Here is a 26,877-nt window from a genome sequence, read left to right as displayed (position 1 = left end):
GTCGCGCCGCTCGTCGCCGAGCACGCCGGACAGGTCTCCGTCGCCGCCGTCAACGGCCCCTCGGCCGTGGTCGTCGCCGGTGAGCGGGACGCCGTCGAGGACATCGCCGCACGCGTCGCCGCGCTGGGCCGCCGCACCCGTCGGCTGCGGGTCTCCCATGCCTTCCACTCGCCGCTCATGGACCCCATGCTGGACGAGTTCCGGGCGGTCGTCGCCGGACTCTCCCCGCAGGCGCCCACCATCCCGGTCGTCTCCAACCTGACCGGCGCGCCCGCCACCGTCGGGCAGCTGACCTCCGCCGACCACTGGACCGACCACGTCCGCCACGCCGTGCGCTTCGCCGACGGCGTCTCCTGGCTGGCCGGACACGGCACCGGCCTCTTCCTCGAACTCGGCCCCGACGCCACCCTCGCCGCACTCACCCGCACCGTCCTGGACGCCCAGGGACACGAGCGCGCCGCCGTGCTGCCCGCGCTGCGCAAGGACCGCCCCGAGGCCGTCGCCCTCACCGAGGCCGCCACCGGCCTCCACCTGCGGGGCACCGCCCCGCGCTGGGAGCGCTGGTTCGAGGGCACCGGAGCCGGCCGCGCCGACCTGCCCACCTACGCCTTCCAGCACCGCCGCTTCTGGCCCAAGGGCGTCACCGGGCTCCCCGGCGACCTGCGGTCCGCGGGGCTCGGCGCCGCCCACCACCCGCTGCTGGCTGCCGCCGTCACCCTCGCCAACTCCGACGGCACGCTGCTGACCGGCCGTCTCTCGGTGCGCACCCACCCCTGGCTCGCCGACCACGCGGTGCGCGGCACCGTGCTGCTGGCCGGGACCGCCTTCCTGGAGCTGGCCGTGCGGGCCGGCGACGAGGTCGGCTGCGAGCGCGTCGAGGACCTCACCCTGGCCGCGCCGCTGGCCCTGCCCGAGGACGCCGGGGTCCAGGTCCAGGTGTGGATCGGCAGCCCCGACCAGACCGGCCGCCGCACCCTGAGCCTGTACGCGCGCCCCGACGGCGACGAGGACCGGCCCTGGACGCAGCACGCCGCCGGCCTCCTCGCGCCCGCCGCCCAGCACGCCGAGGAGGCCGGGGAAGCCGGGGCGTTCGACGCCGCGGTGTGGCCGCCGGCGGGCGCCGAGGCCGTCGCGCTCGACGGTTTCTACGAGGGTCTGGCCGAGGCCGGCTTCTCCTACGGCCCCGCCTTCCGCGGCCTGCGCGCCGTCTGGCGGCGCGGCGAGGAGACCTTCGCCGAGGTCGCCCTCGACGCCGGACCGGCGGGCGACGCCGCCTCCTTCGGTCTGCACCCCGCACTGCTCGACGCCGCCCTGCACGCCACCGCCCTCGCCCCGCTCGGCGAGGACGCCCGCGGCGGGCTGCCCTTCGCCTGGCAGGACGTCACCCTCCACGCGAGCGGTGCCGCCGAGGCCCGGGTGCGTATCACCCCGTCCGGCGACGACGCCGTGACGCTGGCCGTCGCCGACACCACCGGTGCGCCCGTCGCCACCGTCGGCTCCCTGGTGCTGCGCTCCGCCCCCGACGCCCGCCCCGCCGCCTCCGCGCTCGAACGGGACGCCCTGTTCGCCCTCGACTGGGTCCGCGTCCCCGGCTCCGCCGACGAGGGCCCCACCGGCACCGTCGGCCTGCTCGGCGCCGACCCGTACCGGCTCGCGGCCGCCCTCACGGCCGCCGGAACGCCGGTCAGTGTCCTGACCGGGACCGGGACCGGGACCGGGGAGACCGGGGCCGGAGCCGGACCCGTCCTCGGCGCCGACACGCCCGCACTCGTGCTCGCCCCCGTCGCCGGCGGTACCGTCGCCGACGACACCGACGGCGACGTGCCCGCCGCCGTCCACACCCTCACCGCGCGCGTCCTCGGGCAGCTCCGGCAGTGGCTCGCCGGGGACACCCCGCACGGCTCCCGGCTGGTGTTCGTCACCCGGGGCGCGGTCGACGCGGGCGGCAGCGGCGTCACCGACCCGGCCGCCGCGGCCGTCTGGGGTCTGGTGCGCTCCGCCCAGACCGAACACCCCGGCCGCTTCGGCCTGCTCGACCTCGACCCCGGTGCGCCCGTGGACGGCGCGCCCGCCGGACTCACCGCCGCCCTGGCCGGCGACGAGCCGCAGAGCGCCCTCCGCGACGGCGCGGTGCTGGGTGCCCGCCTCACCCGGGTCCGCCCCGGCGACGGCGCGACCGCCGCGCCCTGGAACCCCGACGGCACCGTCGTCGTCACCGGCGGCACCGGCGGCCTGGGCGCCGTGCTCGCCCGCCACCTGGTCGCCGAGCACGGCGTACGGCACCTGCTGCTCGCCGGACGCCGCGGCCCCGACGCCCCCGGAGCGGCCGAGCTCGCCGCCGAACTGCGGGAGCTGGGCGCCGAGGTCGCCCTCGCCGCCTGCGACGCCGCCGACCCGGCGGCGGTGGAGCGGCTGTTCGCCGCCGTACCCGCCGACCACCCCGTCACCGCCGTCGTGCACACCGCCGGCACCCTCGACGACGGCCTCGTGGAGTCCCTCACCGAGGAGCGCCTCGCCGCGGTCCTGCGGCCCAAGGCCGACGCCGTGTGGCACCTGCACCGGGCCACGCTCGGCCTGGACCTCGCCGCGTTCGTCGTGTTCTCCTCCCTCGCCGGCACCACCGGCGCCCCCGGCCAGGCCAACTACGCCGCGGGCAACGCCTTCCTGGACGCCGTCGCCGCCCTGCGCCGCGCCGCGGGCCTGCCCGGCCTCTCCCTGGCCTGGGGCCCCTGGGTGCCCACCGGCGGCATGACCGGCGAGCTGTCCGCGCAGGAGCTGGAGCGCATGTCCCGCTCCGGCACGCCCCCGCTCACCGTCGAACAGGGCCTCGCGCTCTTCGACGCCGCCCTCGCCCTGCCCCGCGCCGCCGTCGTCCCGGCCCGCCTGGACCTCGCCGTCCTGCGCGGCCCCGCCGCCGACGACGTACCGCCGCTGCTGCGCGGCCTGGTCCGCACCCGGACCCGCCGTACCGTGCGCACCGGCTCCGGAGCGGCCCTCGACCTCGCCCAGCGGCTCTCCCGGCTCGACGCGGAGGCCCGTACCGAAGCCGTCGTCGACCTGGTCCGCACCCAGACGGCCATCGTGCTCGGACACGCCTCCGCGCACGACATCGACGCCGAACGGGCCTTCCAGGACCTCGGGTTCGACTCGCTGACCGCCGTCGAACTGCGCAACCGGCTGGCCGCCGCCACCGGTCTGCGCACCTCCGCGACCGTCATCTTCGACTACCCGACCGTCGCCGCCCTCGCCGGCCACCTCCTCGAAGAGCTGACCGACGCCGTCCCCCGGGCCGCCGCGTCCGGCACCGAACCGCGGGCCCGCGGCGCCGCCACCGCCGACGACCCGATCGTCATCGTCGGCATGAGCTGCCGCTACCCCGGCGGCGTCGACTCGCCCGACGACCTGTGGCGCCTGGTCACCGAGGGCACCGACGCGATCGGCGGCCTGCCCGCCAACCGCGGCTGGGACCTCGACAACCTGTACCACCCCGACCCGGACCACCCGGGCACCTCGTACACCCGCCACGGCGGCTTCCTGCACGACGCGGGCGAGTTCGACGCCGGCTTCTTCGGGATGAGCCCGCGCGAGGCGCTCGCCACCGACTCCCAGCAGCGGCTGCTCCTGGAGGCGTCCTGGACCGCCTTCGAGCACGCCGGGATCGACCCGGTGACCCTGCGCGGCAGCCAGACCGGTGTCTTCGCGGGCGTCATGTACAGCGACTACTCGGCGACCCTCGCCGACGAGCGCTTCGAGGGCCACCAGGGCAGCGGCACCGCCCCGAGCATCGCCTCCGGCCGGGTCTCCTACGCCCTGGGCCTGGAGGGCCCGGCGGTCACCGTCGACACCGCCTGCTCCTCGTCCCTGGTCGCCATGCACTGGGCGATGCAGGCCCTGCGCTCGGGGGAGTGCTCCCTCGCCCTGGCCGGCGGCGTCACGGTGATGTCCACCCCGACCTCCCTGATCGAGTTCTCCCGCCAGCGCGGCCTGTCGCCCGACGGCCGCTGCAAGGCGTTCTCCGACGGGGCCGACGGCGTGGGCTGGTCCGAGGGCGTCGGCGTGCTCGTCCTGGAGCGCCTCTCCGACGCGCGCCGCAACGGCCACCGCGTCCTGGCCGTGGTGCGCGGCTCCGCCGTCAACCAGGACGGCGCCTCCAACGGCCTGACCGCCCCCAACGGTCCCTCGCAGCAGCGCGTCATCCGCCAGGCGCTGGGCACCGCGGGCCTGACCACCGCCGACGTCGACGCCGTCGAGGCGCACGGCACCGGCACCCCGCTCGGCGACCCCATCGAGGCGCAGGCGCTCCTCGCCACCTACGGCCAGGACCGCGACCCCGAGCGGCCGCTGCTGCTGGGCTCGGTGAAGTCCAACCTGGGGCACACCCAGGCCGCCGCCGGTGTCGCGGGCGTCATCAAGATGGTCCAGGCGATGCGCCACGGCGAACTGCCGCGCACCCTGCACGCCGACGAACCCTCCCGGCACGTCGACTGGGAGGCGGGCGCGGTCACCCTCGTCCGGGAGCACACCGCCTGGCCCGAGACCGGCCGCCCGCGCCGCGCCGCCGTCTCCTCCTTCGGCATCAGCGGCACCAACGCGCACGTCGTCCTCGAACAGGGCGAGCCCGCCGCGCCGCCGGAGAGCACCGAGGCCGCCGGGACCGCCGGGACGACCCTGCTGCCCTGGACGCTGTCCGGCCGCACCCGTCCCGCGCTGCGCGCCCAGGCCGCCCGCTTCCTCGCCCACCTGGAGGCCCGCCCCGGCGCCGCCCCCGCCGACCTCACCCTCTCGCTGGCCACCACCCGCCCGGCCTTCGAGCAGCGCGCCGTCGTCGTCGGCACCGCCGAGGACGCCCGCCGCGCCCTCGGCGCGCTCGCCGCCGACCGGCCCGACGCGGCGCTGGTCCTCGGCGAGACCGGCGGCGCGGGCCGCACCGCCCTGCTCTTCACCGGCCAGGGCAGCCAGCGCCCCGGCACCGGCCGCGAACTGTACGAGCGCCACCCGGTGTTCGCCGAGGCCCTCGACGAGGTCGTCGCCCGCCTCGACCCGCTGCTCCTCGACACCCCCGCGGGCGCTCCGCACGGCTCCCTCAAGGACGTGCTCTTCGCCGAGGAGGGCACCCCCGGCGCCGCCGCCCTGTACGAGACAGGCTGGACCCAGCCCGCGCTGTTCGCGCTGGAGACCGCCCTGTACCGGCTCGTCCGTTCCTGGGGTGTGCGTCCCGGCGTGCTGCTCGGCCACTCCATCGGCGGGATCAGCGCCGCCCACGCCGCGGGCGTCCTCTCCCTGGAGGACGCCTGCGCGCTGGTCGCCGCCCGCGCCCGCCTCATGCAGGCCCTCCCCGAGGGAGGCGCCATGTGGTCGCTCCAGGCGTCCGAGGAGGAGGTGCTGCCGCTCCTCGCGGGCCGGGAGGACCGGGTCGCGCTCGCCGCCGTCAACGGCCCGTCGGCGGTGGTCGTCTCCGGCGACGAGGAGCCCGCCGCCCGGATCGCCGAGCACTTCGCCGCCTTCGGCCGCACCACCCGCCGCCTGCGGGTCAGCCACGCCTTCCACTCGCCCCGCACCGACGCGATGCTGGACGCCTTCCGCGAGGTCGCCGAGGGCCTGACCTACCACGAGCCCACCGTGCCCGTGGTCTGCGACCTCACCGGCCGCCCCGCCGAGGGCGACGACCTGCGCACCGCCGACTACTGGGTGCGGCACGTGCGGTCCACCGTCCGGTTCGCCGACGCGGTGCGCGCCGCCCACGAGGCGGGCGCCGCCACCTACCTCGAACTCGGCCCCGGCGGCTCGCTGTGCGCCGCCGCCCAGGACACCCTCGGCGACGGCACCCCCGTCGACGCCGTCCCGCTGCTGCGCACCGGCCGTCCCGAGGACGAGTCCGCCCTCACCGCGCTGGCCCGCCTGCACGTGCGCGGCGTCCGCGTCGACTGGACCGCCGTCCACCGGGGCACCGGTGCCACCACCGTCGAACTGCCCACCTACGCCTTCCAGCACGAGACGTACTGGCCCGACACCACCGCGCCCACCGCGCGCCGCACCTCCGAAGGCGCCTCCGACCCCGCCGACGCCGCGCTGTGGACCGCCGTCGAGCGCGGTGACGCCGCCTCCCTCGCCGGTCTGCTCGGCCTGCGCGACGAGGAGCACGCCTCCCTCTACGCGCTGCTGCCGTCGCTGTCTTCCTGGCGGCGCGCCCGCCAGGAGCGGGCCGTGCTCGACGCCGCCCGCTACCGCGTCGCCTGGCACCCCGCCGCAGCCGAGGGCGCCCCCGTCCTCGACGGCACCTGGCTCGCCGTCACCACCGCCGGTACGGCCGCCGGTCCCGACGAGACCGACCAGGCCGACGAGGCCGAGGAGGTGCTGGACGCGCTGCGCGGCCACGGAGCCGTCGTCGAACGCCTCGTCCTGGACGCGGCCCACCTCGACCGCGACCACCTCGCCGCGACCCTGCGCGCCGCCGTCCAGGGCGCCGCCGCCGAGGGGGCCGCGGGCATCAGCGGCGTCCTCTCCCTGCTGCCGCTCGCCGACGCCGCCCGGCCCGCCGCCACCGGCACCGGCGACCCCGCCGGCGGGCTCCCGGCCGGCTTCGCCCTGGGCGTGGTCCTCGCCCAGGCCCTGGGCGACACCGGCGTCACCGCCCCGCTGTGGACCGTCACCCGCGGCGCCGTCTCCACCGGCCCCGGCGACCCCCTCACCCACCCCGCCCGCGCCGCCGCCTGGGGCCTGGGCCGGGTCACCGCCCTGGAGCGCCCCGAGCAGTGGAGCGGCCTGGTCGACCTGCCGCAGGTCCTCGACGCCCCGGCCGTCCAGCGCCTCGTCAGCGTCCTCGCCACCCGCGCGGGCGAGGACCAGCTCGCCGTCCGCGCCGGCGGCACGCTCGCCCGCCGCGTCGTGCGCCACCCCGGCGACGAGCTGCCCCGCGAGGACGAGTTCACCGCCTCCGGCACCGTCCTGGTCACCGGCGGCACCGGCGGCCTCGGCGCCGAGGCCGCCCGCTGGCTGGCCCGGTCCGGCGCAGCCCACCTGATCCTCACCGGCCGCCGCGGCCCCGACGCCCCCGGCGCCGCCGCGCTCCGCGCCGAACTGGAGGAACTCGGCGCCCGCGTCACCCTCGTCGCCTGCGACGCCGCCGACCGCGGCGCCCTCGCCGCCGTGCTCGCCGGAGTGCCCGAGGACGCGCCCCTCACCGGCGTCGTGCACGCCGCGGGCGTCGGCCAGGCCGCGCCACTGGCCGCCACAGGACTGGACGAGGTCGCCGCGGCCATGGCCGCCAAGACCCTCGGCGCCGCCCACCTCGACGCCCTCCTCGACGGCCACGACCTGGACTTCTTCGTCCTGGTCTCGTCCGTCGCCGGGGTCTGGGGCAGCGCGGGCCAGAGCGCCTACGCCGCCGCCAACGCCTACCTCGACGCGCTCGCCGGGCACCGCCGCTCCCGCGGCCTGGCCGCCACCTCCGTCGCCTGGGGCCCCTGGGCCGAGGTAGGCATGGCCAGCACCCACCGGTCGGTCTCCGAGAGCATCGAACGCACCGGTCTGCGGCTCCTGGAGCCGGGCACCGCCATGGCCGAACTGCGCCGTGCCGTCGTACGGGGCGAGGCCGCGGTCACCGTCGCCGACGTCGACTGGGAGCAGTACCACCCGGTCTTCACCGCCGCCCGCGCCAGCCGCCTCTTCGACACGATCGACACCGTCGCCGCCCTCACCGCCCCCGACGCCGCCCGGTCCTCCGGCGCCGCCACCGAGCTGGCCGGCCGGCTCGGCGGCCTCACCGGCGAGGAGCAGGAGCGCCTGCTGCTCGACCTGGTGCGCTCCGAGGCCGCCGTCGTCCTCGGCCACACCTCCGCCGAGGGCGTCCCCGCCAAGCGCGCCTTCCGGGACGCCGGCTTCGACTCACTGACCGCGGTGGAGCTGCGCAAGCGGCTCGCCGCCCTCACCGGGCTCACCCTGCCCTCCACCCTGGTCTTCGACTATCCCAGCCCCGTCGCCCTCGCCCGCCACCTGCGGGACGAACTCCTCGGCACCGCCGCGGGCGCCGCCGCGCCCGCCACCGGCGCCGCCGCCCCCGACGAGCCCATCGCCATCATCGGCATGAGCTGCCGCTTCCCCGGCGGTGCCCGCTCCGCCGACGCGTTCTGGAAACTGGTCGCCGACAACACCGACACCATCTCCGAGTTCCCCGTCAACCGCGGCTGGGACGCCGACGCCCTGTACGACCCGGACCCCGACCGGCCCGGCACCACGTACTCCACGCAGGGCGGGTTCCTGCACGACGCGGGCGAGTTCGACGCCGGCTTCTTCGGCATCTCGCCGCGCGAGGCCCTCGCCATGGACCCGCAGCAGCGCCTGCTCCTGGAGACCACCTGGGAGGCGTTCGAGCACGCCGGGATCGATCCCGCGTCGGTGCACTCCACGCCCACCGGCACCTTCATCGGCTCCACCTACCAGGACTACGGCGTCGGCGTGGACGACGGCTCCGCGGGCCACATGGTCACCGGCTCCAGCCCCAGCGTCCTGTCCGGCCGCCTCGCCTACTCCTTCGGCCTGGAGGGCCCCGCGGTCACCGTCGACACCGCCTGCTCCTCCTCGCTGGTCGCGCTGCACCTGGCCTGCCAGTCGCTGCGCAACGGCGAGTCCACCCTCGCCCTGGCCGGCGGCGCCACCGTCATGACCAACCCGATGTCGTTCATCGCGTTCTCCCGGCAGCGGGCCCTGGCCCGCGACGGCCGCTGCAAGGCGTTCTCCGAGGACGCCGACGGCATGACCCTCGCCGAGGGCGTCGGCATGCTCGTCCTGGAGCGCCTCTCCGACGCCCGCCGCAACGGCCACGAGGTCCTGGCCGTCGTCCGCGGCTCCGCCATCAACCAGGACGGCGCCTCCAACGGCCTCACCGCCCCCAACGGCCCCTCCCAGGTCCGCGTCATCCGCCAGGCCCTGGACGCCGCGGGCCTGACCACCGCCGACGTCGACGCCGTCGAGGCGCACGGCACCGGCACCGCCCTCGGCGACCCCATCGAGGCGCAGGCCCTGCTGGCGACGTACGGCCAGGGACGCGACCCCGAGCAGCCGCTGCTGCTGGGCTCGGTGAAGTCCAACATCGGCCACACCCAGTCCGCCGCGGGCGTCGCCGGCATCATCAAGATGGTCCAGGCGATGCGCCACGGCGAACTGCCGCGCACCCTGCACGCCGACGAACCCTCCAGCCACATCGACTGGTCCGGCGGCGCCGTCCGCCTGATCACCGAGAACACCGGGTGGAGCCGGGACGACCGCCCGCTGCGCTGCGCGGTGTCCTCCTTCGGCATCAGCGGCACCAACGCGCACGCCATCCTGGAGCAGGCGCCCCCCGCCGACATCACCGGAGAACCCGCGCCGGCTCCCGAGCCCGCCCTCCCGGCGGGCGGCACCCTGCCGTGGATCCTGTCCGCCGCCGCCCCCGCCGCCCTGCGCGGCCAGGCCGCCAACCTCGCCGACCACCTCACCGCCGCCGCCGCGCCGCACCCCGCCGACGTCGGCCACACCCTGATCACCGCGCGCTCCGTGCTGGAGCACCGGGCCGTCGCCCTCGGCTCCGGCATCACCGAACTCACCGACACGCTCACCGCGTTCGGCGCCGGCGAGCCCACCGCCCAGGTCGTCCAGGGCGTCGCCGACACCGACGGCCGCACCGTGTTCGTCTTCCCCGGCCAGGGCTCCCAGTGGGCCGGCATGGGCGCCGAGCTCCTGGACACCTCACCGGTCTTCGCCGAACGCTTCCACGAGTGCGCCGCCGCCCTGTCCGCGTACACCGACTGGTCCCTGACCGACGTCGTGCGCCAGGCCGACGGCGCCCCCACCCTGGACCGCGTCGACGTCGTCCAGCCCGCCACCTGGGCCGTGATGGTCTCCCTCGCGGAGCTGTGGCGCGCCCACGGCGTCACCCCCGACGCCGTGATCGGCCACTCCCAGGGCGAGATCGCCGCCGCCGTCGTCTCCGGCGCGCTCTCCCTGGACGACGGCGCCCGCGTCGTCGCCCTGCGCTCCCAGGCCATCGGCCGCGTCCTGGCCGGCGCCGGCGGCATGATGTCCGTACAGGTGTCCGCCGCCGAGGCCGAGGAGTACCTGGCCCCCCATGACGGCGCGGTCTCCGTCGCCGCCGTCAACGGCCCCCGCTCCGTGGTCCTGGCCGGCACCCCCGAGGCCCTGGACGCCCTCCAGGCCGAGTTCACCGCCCGCGACCTGCGCGCCCGCCGCGTCGCCGTGGACTACGCCTCCCACTCGCCGCAGGTCGAGCGCATCGAGGCCGAACTCCTCGACGTGCTCGCCCCGGTGACGCCCCGCACGCCCCGCGTGCCCTTCCACTCCACCGTCACCGCGGCCCCGCTCGACCCCACCGGCACGGACGCCGCCTACTGGTACCGCAACCTGCGGCAGACCGTCCGCTTCGAGGAGGCCGTGCGCGCCCTGCTCGACACCGAGCACACCGTCTTCGTCGAGATCAGCCCGCACCCGGTGCTGACCATGGCCGTCCAGGCCACCGCCGAGGACACCGGCCGCCCGGCCGCCGCCGTCGGCACCCTGCGCCGCGACCAGGGCACCACCGCCCGCTTCCTGACCTCCCTCGCCGAGCAGTGGGTCCGCGGCGGCCGCGCCGACTGGGCCGCCGTCTACGCCGGAACCGGGGCCCGCAGGACACCCCTGCCCACCTACGCCTTCCAGCGCGAGCACCTGTGGGCCGTCGCGGGCCGCCCGCAGGGCACCGGTGACGGCGACCCGGCCGACGCCGAGTTCTGGTCCGAGGTCGAACAGGAGGACGTGGACTCCCTCGCCTCCCGGCTCCGCCTGGACCGCGACGCCCTCGCCCCGCTGCTGCCCGCCCTGTCCACCTGGCGCAAGCAGCGCCGCGACCGCTCCACCGTCGGCTCCTGGCGCTACCGCGCCACCTGGAAGCCGCTCGGCACGCTCCCCGACGCCGCCCTGGACGGCGGCTGGCTGCTCGTCACCGCCGACGGCACCGACCCCGCGTACGCCGCCTCCGTCGCGGAGGCCCTGACCGCGGCCGGCGCCGAGGTGCTGCCCCTCGCCCTCACGCCCGCCGACACCGACCGGGACGCCCTCGCGGACCGGCTGCGCGCCCTGGCCACGGCATCGGCCCCCGCCGGCGTGGTGTCGCTGCTGGCCGACGCCGAGGACACCGGCGCCGCCCACCCGGTGCTGACCACCGGCCTCGCCCTCAGCGTCGTCCTGGTGCAGGCGCTCGGCGACGCCGCGATCGAGGCACCCGTCTGGGCCCTCACCCGCGGCGCCGTCTCCACCGGCCGCGCCGACCGCCTCACCCGCCCGGCCCAGGCCATGGTCCAGGGCCTCGGCTGGACCGCCGCCCTGGAACACCCCGAGCGCTGGGGCGGCACCGTCGACCTGCCCGACACCCTGGACCGGCGGACCGGCGAACGCCTCGCCGCCCTCCTCGCCGGCACCACCGGCGAGGACCAGCTCGCCGTCCGCGCCTCCGGCGTCCTCGCACGCCGCATCACCCCGGCCCCCGCCCCCACCGGCTCCGGCGCCTGGACCCCGCGCGGCACCGTCCTGGTCACCGGCGGCACCGGCACCCTCGGCCCCCACCTGGCCCGCTGGCTCGCCGACCAGGGCGCCCGCGACCTGGTGCTCACCAGCAGGCGCGGCGCGGACGCCCCCGGCGCCGCCGACCTCGTCGCCGAACTCGCCGAGCGCGGCTGCGCCGTGACCGTCGCCGCCTGCGACGTCGCCGACCGCGACGCCGTCGCCGCCCTCCTGGACGGCCTCGCCGCCGAGGGCCGCACGGTCCGCAGCGTCTTCCACACCGCCGCCGTCATCGAGCTCCAGTCCCTGGACGAGACCGGCCTCGACGCGTTCGCCAAGGTCGTCCACGCCAAGACCGCCGGCGCCGCCCACCTGGACGAACTCCTCGACGACGAACAGCTCGACGCGTTCGTGCTGTACTCCTCCACCGCCGGCATGTGGGGCAGCGGCCGGCACGCCGCGTACGTCGCCGCCAACGCCCACCTCAACGCCCTCGCCGAGCACCGGCGCGCCCGCGGCGCCCACGGCACCGCGATCTCCTGGGGCATCTGGGCCGACGACATGAAGCTCGGCCGCGTCGACCCCGGCCAGATCCGCCGCAGCGGCCTGGAGTTCATGGACCCGAAGCTGGCCCTGGCCGGACTGCGGCAGGTCCTCGACGGCGACGAGGGCGCGCTCGCCGTCGCCGACGTCGACTGGGACCGCTACCACCCGGTCTTCACCTCCTCGCGGCCCACCGACCTCTTCGAGGACGTGCCCCAGGTCCGCCGGCTCACCGAGGAGAGCGCGAGCCGCGCCGCCGAGGGCGGCGAGTTCACCACCCGGCTGCGCGCCCTGCCCGCCGGCGAGCAGGACCGTCTCCTGCTCGACCTGGTGCGCTCCGAGGCCGCCACCGTCCTCGGCCACGCCTCCCCGGAGGTGCTGTCCGAGCGGCGCGCCTTCCGCGACGTCGGCTTCGACTCGCTCACCGCGGTCGACCTGCGCAACCGGCTGGCCGCCGTCACCGGCCTCACCCTGCCCAGCACGATGGTGTTCGACTACCCGGACCCGCTCACCCTCGTCGGGTACCTGCGCGGCCTGATCGGCGGCCCCGACGCCGAGAGCGGCGCACCGGTGCGCACCACGGCCGCCGCCGACGACGAGCCGATCGCCATCGTCGCCATGAGCTGCCGCTACCCGGGCGGCATCACCTCGCCCGAGGCCCTGTGGGACCTCGTCGCCTCCGGCGGCGACGCCATCACCGGCTTCCCCGCCGACCGCGGATGGGACGCCGACGCCCTCTACGACCCGGACCCCGACCGGCCCGGCACCACGTACTCCACGCAGGGCGGCTTCCTGCACGACGTCGCCGACTTCGACGCCGGCTTCTTCGGCATCTCCCCGCGCGAGGCCCTGGCCATGGACCCGCAGCAGCGGCTCCTCCTGGAGACCGGCTGGGAGGTCATCGAACGCGCCGGGATCGACCCCGCGAGCCTGCGCTCCAGCGCCACCGGCACCTTCATCGGCGCCAGCTACCAGGACTACACGGCGGGCGGCGCCAGTTCCGAGGGCGCCGAGGGCCACCTCATCACCGGCACCATCTCCAGCGTGATGTCCGGCCGCCTCGCCTACACCTTCGGCCTGGAGGGCCCCGCGGTCACCCTGGACACCGCCTGCTCCTCCTCGCTGGTCGCGCTGCACCTGGCCTGCCAGTCGCTGCGCAACGGCGAGTCCACCCTCGCCCTGGCCGGCGGCGTCAGCGTCATGGCCACCCCGCAGGCATTCACCGGCTTCAGCCGCCAGCGCGCCATGGCCCCCGACGGCCGCTGCAAGGCGTACGCCGAGGGCGCCGACGGGATGAGCCTGGCCGAGGGCGTCGGCCTGGTCCTGGTCGAGCGGCTCTCCGACGCGCGCCGCAACGGCCACCCCGTCCTCGCCGTGATCCGCGGCTCCGCCGTCAACCAGGACGGCGCGAGCAACGGCCTCACCGCGCCCAACGGCCCCTCCCAGGCCCGCGTCATCCGCCAGGCCCTGGCCGCCGCCGGGCTCACCCCGGCCGAGGTGGACGTGGTCGAGGGCCACGGCACCGGCACCGCCCTCGGCGACCCCATCGAGGCCCAGGCCCTGCTGGCGACGTACGGCCAGGACCGGCCCGCGGACCGCCCGCTGCTGCTCGGCTCGGTGAAGTCCAACATCGGCCACACCCAGATGGCCTCCGGCATCGCGGGCGTCATGAAGACGGTCATGGCGATGCGGCACGGCACCGTCCCGCGCACCCTGCACGTGGACGCCCCCTCCAGCCACGTCGACTGGACCTCCGGCGCCATCGACCTGGCCACCGACACCGTGCCCTGGCCCGAGACCGGCCGCCCGTACCGGGCCGGCGTCTCCTCCTTCGGGCTCTCCGGCACCAACGTCCACACCATCGTGGAACAGGCCCCGGAACCCCAGGAGGACTCCGGGCGGTCCCGGCCCGCACAGGCCCCGGCCCGCGACGACCACGACGCGGACACCCTGCCCGCCGGCGTGCCCGTCGTGCTCTCCGCCCGCACCGCCGCCGCCCTGCGCGAGCAGGCCGGCCGCCTGCTCGACCACGTCACGGACCGCCCCGCGCTGCCGCTGACGGACCTGGCCCACTCGCTGGCCACCACCCGCGCCGCGCTCGAACACCGCGCCGCCGTCCTCACCGGCGACCGCGACGGGCTGCTGCGCGCACTGACCGCCCTGCGCGACGGCACCCCCGACGGCGCCCTCCTCACCGGCGCCCCCGCCCGCGGTCGCCTGGCCTTCCTCTTCACCGGCCAGGGCAGCCAGCGCGCCGCCACGGGCCGCGCACTGTACGACCGCCACCCGGTCTTCGCCGAAGCCCTGGACGCCGTCCTCACCCGCTTCGACCAGGAACTCGACCGCCCCCTGCGCGAGGTGCTGTTCGCCGCCGAGGACACCCCCGAGGCCGCCCTCCTGCACGACACCGCCTACACCCAGCCCGCCCTGTTCGCCCTCGAAGTGGCCCTGTACCGGCTCGTCGAGTCCTGGGGCGTCACCCCGGACGGCGTGGCGGGACACTCCATCGGCGAGATCGCCGCGGCCCACGTGGCCGGGGTCTTCTCCCTGGAGGACGCCTGCACCCTCGTCGCCGCCCGCGGCCGGCTCATGGCCGCCCTCCCGGCCGGCGGCGCCATGGTCGCCGTCGAGGCCGCCGAGGACGAGGTGCTGCCCCTCCTGGAGGGCCTGGCGGACCGCGTCTGCCTCGCCGCCGTCAACGGCCCCCGCGCCGTGGTGATCGCGGGCGACGAGGAGCCGGTCGCGGACGTCGCCGCCCGCCTCGCCGCGGACGGCCGCCGCACCCGCACCCTGCGGGTCAGCCACGCCTTCCACTCGCCGCGCATGGACGCCATGCTCGACGACTTCGCCCGCGTGGCCCGCGGCCTCACCTACGAGGCGCCGCTCCTGCCGGTCGTCTCCACCGTCACCGGCGACCTCGCGACCGCGGAGGAACTGCGCTCACCGGAGTACTGGGTGAACCAGGTCCGCGCCACCGTCCGGTTCGCCGACGCGGTACGCACCCTGCGCCGCCAGGGCGTGGCCTCCTTCCTGGAACTGGGCCCCGACGGCACCCTGTCCGCCGCGGCCCGCGCCGTCCTCGACGACCTCGACGGCGGCACCGGGGGGACGGACGGCACCGTGCCCCTCACCGCGGTCCCCGCGCTGCGCCGCGACCGCGACGAGGTGCCCTCCCTCACCGCCGCCCTGGCCCGGCTGCACGTCCACGGCACCACCGTCGACTGGACCGGCACCCTGCACGGCACCGGCGCGCGCCGCGTCGACCTGCCGACGTACGCCTTCCAGCGCAGCCGCTACTGGCCCGACACCACCTTCACCCCGGCCGCGGCCGCCGGACCCGCCGGACACCCCGACGACACCGCGGACGCCGCGTTCTGGGCCGCCGTCGAACGCGGCGACCTGCCCGCGCTCGGCGCCGACCTGGGCCTGGACGACGAGACGCTGACCGCCCTGGTGCCCGCCCTGTCCTCGTGGCGGCGCCGCCGCACCGAGCGGGCCGCCGCCGACGGCCGCCGCCACCGGATCGTGTGGAAGCCGCTCGACGGCGCCCCCACCGGCCGCCCCGACGGCACCTGGCTGGTCCTGCGCCCGGCCGGTTCCCTCGCTCCCGGCGCCGCCGCGCTCCTGGACACCCTGGGTCTGGACACCGTCGACCTCATCGCCGACACCGCCGACCGCGCCGCGCTCGCCGACGCCCTGCGCGGACTGCCGCGCCCCGAGGGCGGCTTCACCGGCGTCCTCGCGCTGCTCGCCCTCACCGGGGCCGCCGCCGACACCGCGGACGACCCGGCCGGCACCGCCGCGCTCGCGCCCACCGCCACCGCCCTGACCGCCCTCGACGAGGCCGGGATCACCGCCCCCGTCTGGGTGCTCACCCGGCAGGCCGTGAGCACCGGCCGCGCCGACCGCCTCGCCCGCCCCGGCCAGGCCGCCCTCTGGGGCCTCGGCCGCGTCGCCGCCCTGGAGCGCCCCGAGCGCCGCCTCACCCTCGTCGACCTGCCCGAGCAGACCGACGAGCGGACCGTACGGCGCCTCGCGCACCTGCTCGCCGCACCCGGCGAGGAGAACCAGCTCGCCGTCCGCGCCTCCGCCACCTACGCACGGCGCCTGGCCCACCACCCCGCCCCCCGGAACCCGGCACCCCGCCCGTTCGCCCCCGGGGGCACCGTCCTGGTCACCGGCGGCACCGGCGCCCTCGGCGCCCACGTCGCCCGGCTGCTCGCCGGACGCGGCACCCCGCACCTGCTGCTCGCCGGCCGACGCGGCCCGGACGCCCCCGGCGCGGCCGAACTCGCCGCCGAGCTGCGGGAACTGGGCGCCGAGGTCACCGTCGCCGCCTGCGACACCGCCGACCGGGACGCGCTCGCCGCGCTCCTGGCCGCCGTACCGGAGGAGCACCCGCTCACCGCCGTCGTGCACGCCGCCGGCGTCCTGGACGACGGACTGCTGGACACGCTCACCCCCGAGCGGTTCGCCACCGTCCTCGACGCCAAGGCCCGCTCCGCCGCCCACCTGCACGAGCTGACCCGCGACCTCGGCCTCACCGACTTCGTGCTGTTCTCCTCGACCGCGGGCGCCCTCGGCGCCGCCGGACAGGGCAACTACGCCGCCGCCAACGCCTACCTCGACGCCCTCGCCGAGCACCGGCGCGACCAGGACCTGCCCGCCACCTCGGTGGCCTGGGGCCCCTGGTCCGGCACCGGCATGGCCGGCGACGGCACCGGCGTCGAGGACCGGGTCCGCCGCGGCGGCTTCACCCCGATGAGCCCCGAGGAGGCGCTGACCGCCCTCGACACCGCCGTCGGCCACGGCGACACCGCCCTCGTGGTCGCCGACATCGACTGGCAGCGCTACGCCGCCGTCTTCGCCCCGAACCGGGCCCTCGTCGGCGACCTGCCCGAACTGCGGGCCACCGGCGGCGCGAACGGCGCCCCCGCCGACACCGAGCCGGTCCTGCGCCGCCAGGTGGCGGCCCTGACCGGAGCGGCCCGCGAACGGTACGTCCTGGACTTCCTGCGCACCCAGGTCGCCGCCGTGCTCGGCCACCCCGACCCGGACGCCGTCGAGCCCGACCGCGCCTTCACCGACCTCGGCTTCGACTCGCTCACCACGGTCGAACTGCGCAACACCCTGACCGCCACCACCGGTCTGCGGCTGCCCGCGACCCTCGTCTACGACCACCCCACCGCCCGTGACCTGGCCGCCCACCTCCTCACCGAGATCCTGGGCGACCTGCCCGAACCGGCCGCGGACCGGGGCGCCGCGGGCACGGCCGACCGCGCCACGGACGACGACCCGGTCGTCGTGGTCGGCATGGGCTGCCGCTTCCCCGGCGGCGTCGAGTCGCCCGAGGACCTCTGGCGCCTCCTCGCGGAGGGCCGCGACGCGGTCTCCGGCTTCCCCGCCGACCGCGGCTGGGACCTGGAGGCCCTCGCCCGCGGCGGCTCCGCCACCCTGGAGGGCGGCTTCCTCGACGGCGCCGGACTCTTCGACGCCTCCTTCTTCGGCATCTCCCCGCGCGAGGCCCTGGCGATGGACCCGCAGCAGCGGCTCCTGCTGGAGACCTCCTGGGAGGCCCTGGAGCGGGCCGGCATCGACCCGCAGGGGCTGCGCTCCAGCGCCACCGGTGTGTTCGTCGGCACCAACGGCCAGGACTACGCCACCATGCTGCGCCGCGGCACCACCGACGTGCAGGGCCACGCGGCCACCGGCACCACCGCCAGCGTGATGTCCGGCCGCCTGTCGTACACCCTGGGCCTGGAGGGCCCGGCCGTCACCGTCGACACCGCCTGCTCCTCCGCCCTGGTCGCCCTGCACATGGGCGCGGGCGCGCTGCGCTCCGGCGAGTGCTCCCTGGTCCTCGCGGGCGGCGTCTCGGTGATGTCCAGCCCCGACGCCTTCGTGGAGTTCACCGCACAGGGGGGACTGGCGGGCGACGGCCGCTGCAAGGCGTTCGCCGACTCCGCCGACGGCACCGCCTGGGGCGAGGGCGCCGGCGTCCTCGTCCTGGAGCGCCTCTCCGACGCCCGCCGCAACGGCCACCCCGTCCTCGCGGTCCTCAGCGGCTCCGCCGTCAACCAGGACGGCGCCTCCAACGGCCTGACCGCACCCAACGGCCGCGCCCAGCAGCGCGTCATCCGCCAGGCCCTGGCCGACGCCCGGCTCACCCCGGCCGACGTGGACGCCGTCGAGGCGCACGGCACCGGCACCACCCTGGGCGACCCGATCGAGGCCGAGGCCCTGATCGCCGCCTACGGCGAGGGCCGCGACCCCGCACGGCCGCTGCTGCTCGGCACGGTCAAGTCCAACCTGGGCCACACCCAGGCCGCCGCGGGCGTCGCCGGCGTCATCAAGACCGTCCTCGCCCTGGGCCGCGGCGAACTCCCGCGCACCCTGCACGTGGACACCCCCTCCTCGCACGTCGACTGGTCCGGCGGCACGGTGGAACTGCTGCGCGAGCACCGGGCCTGGCCCGACGCCGGCCGCCCGCGCCGCGCGGGCGTCTCCGCCTTCGGCGTGAGCGGCACCAACGCCCACGTGATCCTGGAACAGCCCGCACCGGCCGCCGGGCCGAAGGCCCCCGCGGAGCCCGCGGCCGTCCCGGCCGTCGTGCCCTGGCCGCTCTCCGCCCGCTCCGAGGCGGCGCTGTCCGCCCAGGCCGAACGGCTGACCTCCTTCACGCAGGAGCGGCCCGGGGTCCCCGCCCTCGACACCGGCTACAGCCTGGCCACCGGCCGCGCCGCCTTCGCGCACCGCGCGGTCCTCCTGGTGACGCCCGACGGCGAACCCGTGGAGACCGTCCGCGACCACGCCGCCGAGCGCCGGCTCGCCGTCCTCTTCTCCGGCCAGGGCTCGCAGCGCCCGGGCATGGGGCGCGAACTGTACGCGCGCTTCCCGGAGTTCGCGGCGGCGCTGGACGCGGTGACGGCCCGCCTGGACGCCCACCTGGAACGTCCGCTGGGCGAGGTGCTCTTCGCGGCGGAGGGCAGCGACGAGGCCGTCCTGCTGGACACCACCGGGTACACCCAGCCCGCGCTGTTCGCGGTCGAGGTGGCGCTGTACCGGCTCGTCGAGTCCTGGGGCGTGAGCCCCGAGTTCGTGGCGGGCCACTCGATCGGCGAGATCGCCGCCGCCCACGTGGCGGGGGTGTTCTCCCTGGAGGACGCCTGCACGCTGGTCGCCGCCCGCGCCCGCCTCATGCAGGAACTGCCCGCCGGTGGCGCGATGGTGGCCGTGCAGGCCACCGAGGCCGAGACCGCCCCGCGCCTCACCGACGGTCTGTCCCTGGCCGCCGTCAACGGCCCGGACTCCGTGGTCCTCGCGGGCGCGGAGGAGGAAGTCCTGGCCCTGGCGGCGGCGTTCGCGGCCGAGGGCCGCAAGACGCAGCGGCTGTCGGTCAGTCACGCCTTCCACTCGCCGCTGATGGAGCCGATGCTCGCGGAGTTCCGCCGCGTCGCCGAGACCCTGGAGTACGCCGAGCCGCGCCTCCCGGTCGTCTCCAACGTCACCGGAGCGCTCGCCGAACCCGGACGGCTGACCGACCCCGACTACTGGGTGGAGCACGTCCGCGCGACCGTCCGGTTCGCCGACGGGGTGCGCGCCCTGGCCGGCGCCGGCGCCGACGCCTTCCTGGAGATCGGCCCCGACGGCGTGCTGACCGGCATGGCCGCCCGCGTGCTCGACGACACCGACGGCAGCCCGGTCGTACCCGCGCTGCGCAAGGACCGCGACGAGGAGCGCGCCCTGCTCGCCGCGCTGGCCCGCCTGCACACGGCCGGGGTGCGCGTCGACTGGGCCGCCTGGTTCGACGGCACCGGTGCCCGCCGCACCGAGCTGCCGACGTACGCCTTCCAGCGCGAGCACTACTGGCCCGAGCCGGCCTCCGGCGCCGGTGCGGGCGCCGGTCAGGACCCGGTCGACGCCGCTTTCTGGGCGGCCGTGGAGCGCGAGGACCTGGAGTCCCTGTCCGCCACCCTCGACCTGGACGACGAGGTCCTCTCCGGTGTGCTGCCCGCCCTGTCCACCTGGCGCCGCGGCCTGTCCGAGCGCTCGCTCCTGGACGGCTGGCGCTACCGGGTGACCTGGCAGCCCCTGACGGGCACCGCACCCGCCACCGCCACCGCCACCGGTACCGGTACCGGTACCGGCGGACGGTGGCTGGTCCTGACCCCGGCCGCGCTCGACGGCGACCCGTGGGCCGAGACCCTCGCCGGGGCACCGGGCGAGGACGCGGTACGCCTCACCGTCCCGGCCGGTGACGAGGAGGGCACCGCCGCCCTGCTCGCCGCGGCGGCCGACGGGACCGCGTACGCCGGTGTCCTCTCCCTGCTCGCCACCGCGGCCGCGGGCGCCGCCGACGGCCCCGCCCGGCCCGACGTCCTGCTGCGGCTCCTCGGCACCGCCGGGATCGACGCCCCGCTGTGGTGCGTCACCGAGGGCGCGGTCTCCGTGGGCCGCTCCGACGCCGCGGCCGACCCGGACCGGGCCGCGCTCTGGGGGCTCGGCCGGGTCCTCGCCCTGGAGGAGCCGGCACGCTGGGGCGGGCTCGTCGACGTGGACCGCACCGCCGACGCCCGCACCGCCGACCGCCTGCGCGCCGTGCTGACGGGCGCCGCGGCGGACGCCACCGCGCCGGACGGCCCCGCCGAGGACCAGGTGGCGCTGCGCGCCTCCGGCGCCTTCGGCCGGCGTCTGACGCGGGCCGCCGCCCGGCAGCCCGGCGCCGTCTGGCGGCCCGCCGGGACCGTCCTGGTCACCGGCCGCCCGGAGGGCTTCGGCGGCCACGTCGCCCGCCGGCTCGCCGCCCAGGGCGCCGCCGAAGTGCTGCTGGCCGGTCCTGCGGACCCGGCGGACGAGACCTTCGAGCGGCTGCGCGCCGAGGTCGGTGCGGCGGGCGCGGTCCTGACCGCCGTCCACCACGCCGACCCGGCCGACGCGGGTCCGCTCGCCGAGGCCGTCGCCGCGCTGCCGGCGGACCGGCCGCTCACCGCCGTCGTCCACACCGGCGACACGGGGGAGTCCTCCGCGGAGTCCGTGGACTCCGTGGAGTCCCTTGAGGTGGACGCCGTGCGCGCCGCGTACGACGCGCTGACGGCCGCCGTGGGGGAGCGGACCCTGGACGCGTTCGTCGTCTTCGGCTCCATCTCCGCCGTCTGGGGCGTCAGCGGACAGGGTCCGGGCGCCGCGGCGGGCGCCGCCCTGGACGCCCTCGTCCAGGCGCACCGCGCCCGGGGCACCAACGCGGTCTCCGTCTCCTGGGGTGCCTGGCAGGGCGCCGGGCCCGACGGGCTCGCCGCCCACCTGCGCGCCAACGGCCTGCCCGCCATGGAGCCCGGCCGCGCCCTGGCCGCCCTCGACGCGGTGGTCGGCGAGACCGCCGCGGACCCGGCGGCCCCGGCCTCCGTGACCGTCGCGGACGTGGTCTGGGACCGGTTCGCCCCGGCGTTCACCCGGACCCGTCCGGGACGGCTGTTCACCGCGCTGCCCGAGGCCCGTGAAGCCCTGCGCGACGCGGGTGGTCATGGCGACGGCGCCGACAGCGGCACCGCCGCCGGCCTGCGGGAGAGGCTGCGCCCGCTGGACCGGGCCGACCGCGAACGCGCCCTGCTGGACCTGGTGCTCACCGAGGTCGCCGCGGTCCTCGGCCACTCCGGAGCCGCCTCCGTACAGGCCGGCCACGCCTTCAAGGACCTGGGCTTCGACTCGCTGACCGCGGTCGACCTGCGCAACCGGCTCGCCTCGGCCACCGGGCTCACCCTGCCCGCGACACTCGTCTTCGACTACCCGACGCCCACCGCGCTCGCCGGGCACCTCCTGGACGAACTCCTCGGCGGGGAGGCCGCCCCCGCCACCGCCGCCCGGCCCACGGCCGGCGCCGGTGCGGACGCCGACGACCCGATCGTCATCGTCGGCATGAGCTGCCGCTACCCCGGCGACATCCGCTCGCCGGAGGACCTGTGGGAGCTGCTCGGCGCCGGGACCGACGCCATCGGCGGCTTCCCCACCGACCGCGGCTGGGACCTCGAACGGCTCCTGCACGGCGACCGGGACGGCCGCGGCCGCAGCGTCACCCGTGAGGGCGGCTTCCTCTACGACGTCGCCGACTTCGACCCCGCCTTCTTCGGGATCTCCCCGCGCGAGGCCCTGGTCATCGACCCGCAGCAGCGGATCGTGCTCCAGGCCGCCTGGGAGGCCCTGGAGCGGGCCGGCATCGACCCCGCCGCGCTGCGCGGCGGCGACACCGGTGTCTTCGTCGGCGGCGGCAGCGGCGACTACCGCCCCGCCATCGGCCAGTCCGGACACGTGGAGACCGCCCAGTCGGCGAGCCTGCTCTCCGGCCGGCTCTCCTACACCCTGGGCCTGGAGGGCCCCTCCGTCAGCGTGGACACCGCCTGCTCGTCCTCCCTGACGGCCCTTCACCTCGCCGCCCAGGCGATCCGCAACGGCGAGTGCTCCCTGGCCCTGGCGGGCGGCGTCACCGTGATGTCCACCCCGGTCGGCTTCGTCGAGTTCGGCGAGATGGGGGCGCTCTCCCCGGACGGACGCTGCAAGCCCTTCTCCGACGCGGCCGACGGCACCGCCTGGGCCGAGGGCGTGGGCATGCTCGTCGTGGAGCGCCTGTCCGAGGCCCGCCGCCGCGGCCACGAGGTCCTCGCGGTCCTGCGCGGCTCGGCCATCAACCAGGACGGCGCCTCCAACGGCCTGACCGCCCCCAACGGCCCCTCCCAGCAGCGCGTCATCCGCAAGGCGCTGGCCGCCGCGGGGCTCACCGCCCGCGAGGTCGACGCGGTGGAGGCGCACGGCACCGGCACCACCCTGGGCGACCCCATCGAGGCCCAGGCCCTGCTGGCGACGTACGGCCGCGAGCGGGACCCGCAGCGGCCGCTGCTGCTCGGCTCCGTCAAGTCGAACATCGGCCACACCCAGGCCGCGTCCGGCGTCGCCGGGATCATCAAGATGGTCCTCGCCATGCGGCACGGCACCCTGCCCCGCACCCTGCACGTCGACCGGCCCTCCCGCCACGTCGACTGGGACCCGGACGCCGTGCACCTGCTGACCGAGGCGGCCGACTGGCCCGAGACCGGACGCCCGCGCCGCGCGGCCGTGTCCTCCTTCGGGGCCAGCGGCACCAACGCCCACGTCATCCTCGAACAGGCCCCCGCCGACACCGGTACGGGTGACGCCGCGGACAGCGGCACGGACATGGACCGGGGCGAGGACGCCGTACGCCTGCTGCCCGTGCCGCTGTCCGCCGCCACCGCGGACGCCCTGGCCGACCAGGCCGCCCGCCTCCGCGACCGGCTGCTCGCCGCCGCCCCGGAGGACCGCCCGGCCACGGCCGACCTGGCGCTCTCCCTCGGCACCACCCGCTCGGCGTTCGAACACCGTGCCGTGCTCGCCGTCGCGGGACGCGACGAACTGCTCGACGCGCTCACCGCGCTGGCCGGGGACCGCGGCCACGCCGCGGTGGAGCGCGGCCGGGCGGCGCCCGGCGGCCGGACCGCGTTCCTCTTCCCCGGCCAGGGCTCCCAGCGGGCCGGCGCGGGCCGCGCCCTGTACACCCGCTTCCCGGTGTTCGCGGCGGCCCTGGACGAGGTCTGGGCCCACTTCGACCGGGAGCTCGACCGCCCGCTGCGCGAGGTGATGTTCGCCGAGGAGGGCACCGCCGAGGCGGACCTCCTGGACAGCACCGGCTGGACCCAGCCCGCCCTGTTCGCGCTCGGGGTGGCCCTGCACCGGCTGTTCGAGTCCTGGGGACTGCGGCCCGACCTGCTGGCCGGCCACTCGGTCGGCGAGATCGCGGCCGCGCACGTGGCCGGGGTGTTCTCCCTGGCGGACGCCTGCCGGATCGTCGCCGCCCGCGCCCGGCTCATGCAGGCCCTCCCGGCCGGCGGCGCCATGCTGGCCGTCCGCGCCGCCGAGGACGAGGTCGCCCCGCGCCTGACCGGCCGGCTCTCGCTGGCCGCCGTCAACGGCCCGCAGGCCGTGGTGGTCTCCGGCGACGAGGACGCGGTGACCGCGCTCGCCGACGAGTTCGCCGCACTCGGCCGGAAGACTAGGCGTTTGCGGGTCAGCCATGCATTTCACTCACTGCACATGGACGCCATGCTGCAGGACTTCGAACGGGTCACCCGTAGCGTGTCGTACACCCCGCCGAAGCTGCCCCTGGTGTCGAACCTCACCGGGGAACCGGCCACCGACGAGCAGGTGTGCGACCCGGGCTACTGGGTCCAGCACGTGCGCCGCGCGGTCCGCTTCGGCGACGGTGTCCGCACCCTCGCGGGCCGCGGCGCCACCCGCTACCTCGAACTCGGCCCCGACGGTGTCCTGTGCTCCCTCGCGCAGGACACCCTGGACACCCTCGCCGACGAGAACCGGCCCGCCCCGGCGGTCGTCCCGGCGCTGCGCACCGGACGCGACGAGGAGCGCTCCCTGATCACGGCACTGGCCCGGCTGCACGCCGCAGGCCAGGACGTCGACTGGACCGCACTCCTGGCCGGCACCGGCGCCCGCCGCGTCGACCTGCCGACGTACGCGTTCCGCCGGCAGCGGTTCTGGCCCGACGAGGCCCCGGCCGCGCAGACCGCCGAGCCGGTGGGGGACACCGGGACCGCCGGGGACGCGGCCTTCTGGTCCGCCGTCCAGGACGCGGAGTTCGACTCCCTCGCCGGGGAGCTGGGCGTCGACGGCGACGCGCTCTCCCGCGTCCTGCCGGCCCTGCGCGACTGGCGCCGCAAGCACGGCGACCAGGCCACCGTGGACGGCTGGCGCCAGCGCATCGCCTGGCGGCCCCTGAACCGGGCCACCGCCGCCGCGCCCACCGGGACCTGGCTCGCCGTACTGCCCGCGGGCCACGCCGGTGACCCGTGGACCGCGCAGGTGCTGCGGGCCCTCGGCCCCGGCGCCGTACCGCTGGAGGTCTCCGGCCAGGACCGCGCCGGTCTCGCCGCCGCGATCCGCGAACGGCTCGACGCGTCCGGTCCGTTCACCGGGGTGGTCTCGCTGCTCGCCCTCGCGGAGGACCCCGCCGGCACGCGGAACGGCACCCCGGCCGGTACCGCCCACGGCCTCGCCGCCGACGGCACCCCCCTCGGCGCCGCCCTGACCGCCACCCTGGTCCAGGCGCTCGGCGACGCCCGCACCGACGCCCCGCTGTGGTGCCTCACCCGCGGCGCCGCCGCCGTCTCGCCCGCCGAGACCGTCGCCGCACCGCTCCAGGCCGCCGTCCACGGACTCGGCCGGGTCGCCGCGCTGGAGCACCCGCAGCGCTGGGGCGGCACCGTCGACCTGCCCGTCACCCTCGACGGACGGACCGCCGAACGGCTCGCCGAGGTCCTCGCCGACCCCGAGGGCGAGGACCAGCTCGCCGTCCGGCCCGGCGCGGTCTTCGGCCGCCGCCTCGCCGCCGTCCGGCCCGGCACCCCCCGCGACTGGCAGCCCACCGGCACCGTCCTGATCACCGGCGGCACCGGCGCCCTCGGCGCCCGCACCGCCCGCCGGCTCGCCGGCGCCGGAGCCCGCCGCCTGCTGCTGCTGAGCCGCAGCGGACCCGACGCGCCCGGCGCCGCCGAACTCGCCGCGGACCTGCGCGCGCTGGGCGCCGAACCCGTGATCACCGCCTGCGACACCGCCGACCGGGACGCCCTGGCCGCCGCCCTGGCGGACCTGCCCGAGGACGCGCCGCTCACCGGCGTCATCCACACCGCGGGCGTCCTCGACGACGGCGTCGTGGACGGCCTCACCCCCGAGCGGTTCGCCACCGTGTTCCGCGCCAAGGTCACCTCGGCGCTGCTCCTGGACGAACTGACCCGCGCCCACAACCCGGAGGTGTTCGCCCTGTTCTCCTCGGCGTCCGCCGCGGTCGGCAACCCCGGCCAGGGCACCTACGCCGCGGCCAACGCGGTCCTGGACGCCCTCGCCGAACGGCGCCGCGCCGAGGGACTGCCGGCCACCTCCGTCGCCTACGGCGCCTGGGACGGCGACGGCATGGCCGGCGGGGAGCGCGCCGCCGCCCTCGCCCGCCGCACCGGCATCCGGCCGCTCGACCCGGACCTCGCCGTCCTGGCCCTGCGCCAGGCCGTCACCGGCCCCGACCCGGTCGCCGTCGTCGCCGACGTCGACCCCGAGCGGTTCGTCCGGGCCTTCACCGGCGTCCGGCCCAGCAGCCTGCTGGCCGAGATGCCCGCCCACACGGCCCTCACCGCCGCGTCCGCCGCCGGACGGGACACGCAGCCGGCGGGACCCGCCCTGCGCGACCGGCTGGCCCGGCTCCCCGGGAACCGCCGCACCCAGACGGTCCTCACCCTGGTGCGCGAGCGCGCCGCCGAGGTCCTCGGCCACCCCGGAACCGACCAGGTCGGCCCCGACCGGGCCTTCCGCGACCTCGGATTCGACTCCCTCGGCGCCGTCGAGCTGCGCAACCAGCTCAACGCCGCCACCGGACTCACCCTGTCCGCCACCCTCGTGTTCGACCACCCCACCCCCGCCGCCCTCGCCGGGCACGTCCTCCAGCAGCTCCTCCCCAGCAACGCCGCCGGCGCCCCGGGCGCCACCGGTACCGGCGCCGACGAGGGTGCCGTGCGCGCCGCCCTCGCCGCCGTCCCCCTGGACCGGCTGCGCGAGAGCGGTCTCCTGGAACAGCTGCTGGAACTCGCCGGGCAGGCCCCGGCCGCACCCGGCACCGGCCAGGACACCGCGGTCCCCGACACCGCCGACGACACGTACGACGTGTCGATCGACGCCATGGGGATCGACGACCTGGTGCAGGCGGCACTCAACGGCAACCCTGACGAAGAGCGGGACTGA

The 26,877-nt window shown here is 77.4% G+C and carries 1 protein-coding gene (running past one end of the window); it reads left to right on the top strand.

From position 1 onward, the window contains the following. Positions 1 to 26,877 carry the 3' portion of a type I polyketide synthase gene (locus tag KM933_RS32410; protein ID WP_221359021.1) on the top strand. Its footprint begins 2,127 nt before the window's first position, so 26,877 of the gene's 29,004 nt are visible here — the last part of the coding sequence; its start codon lies off the left edge, out of view; it ends in the stop codon at positions 26,875 to 26,877.

Source organism: Streptomyces beigongshangae (genome assembly GCF_019710745.1).
Lineage (GTDB): Bacteria > Actinomycetota > Actinomycetes > Streptomycetales > Streptomycetaceae > Streptomyces > Streptomyces beigongshangae.
The sequence above is the reverse complement of the archived record's forward strand: the minus strand, read 5'-3'. Positions and strand labels throughout refer to the sequence as shown.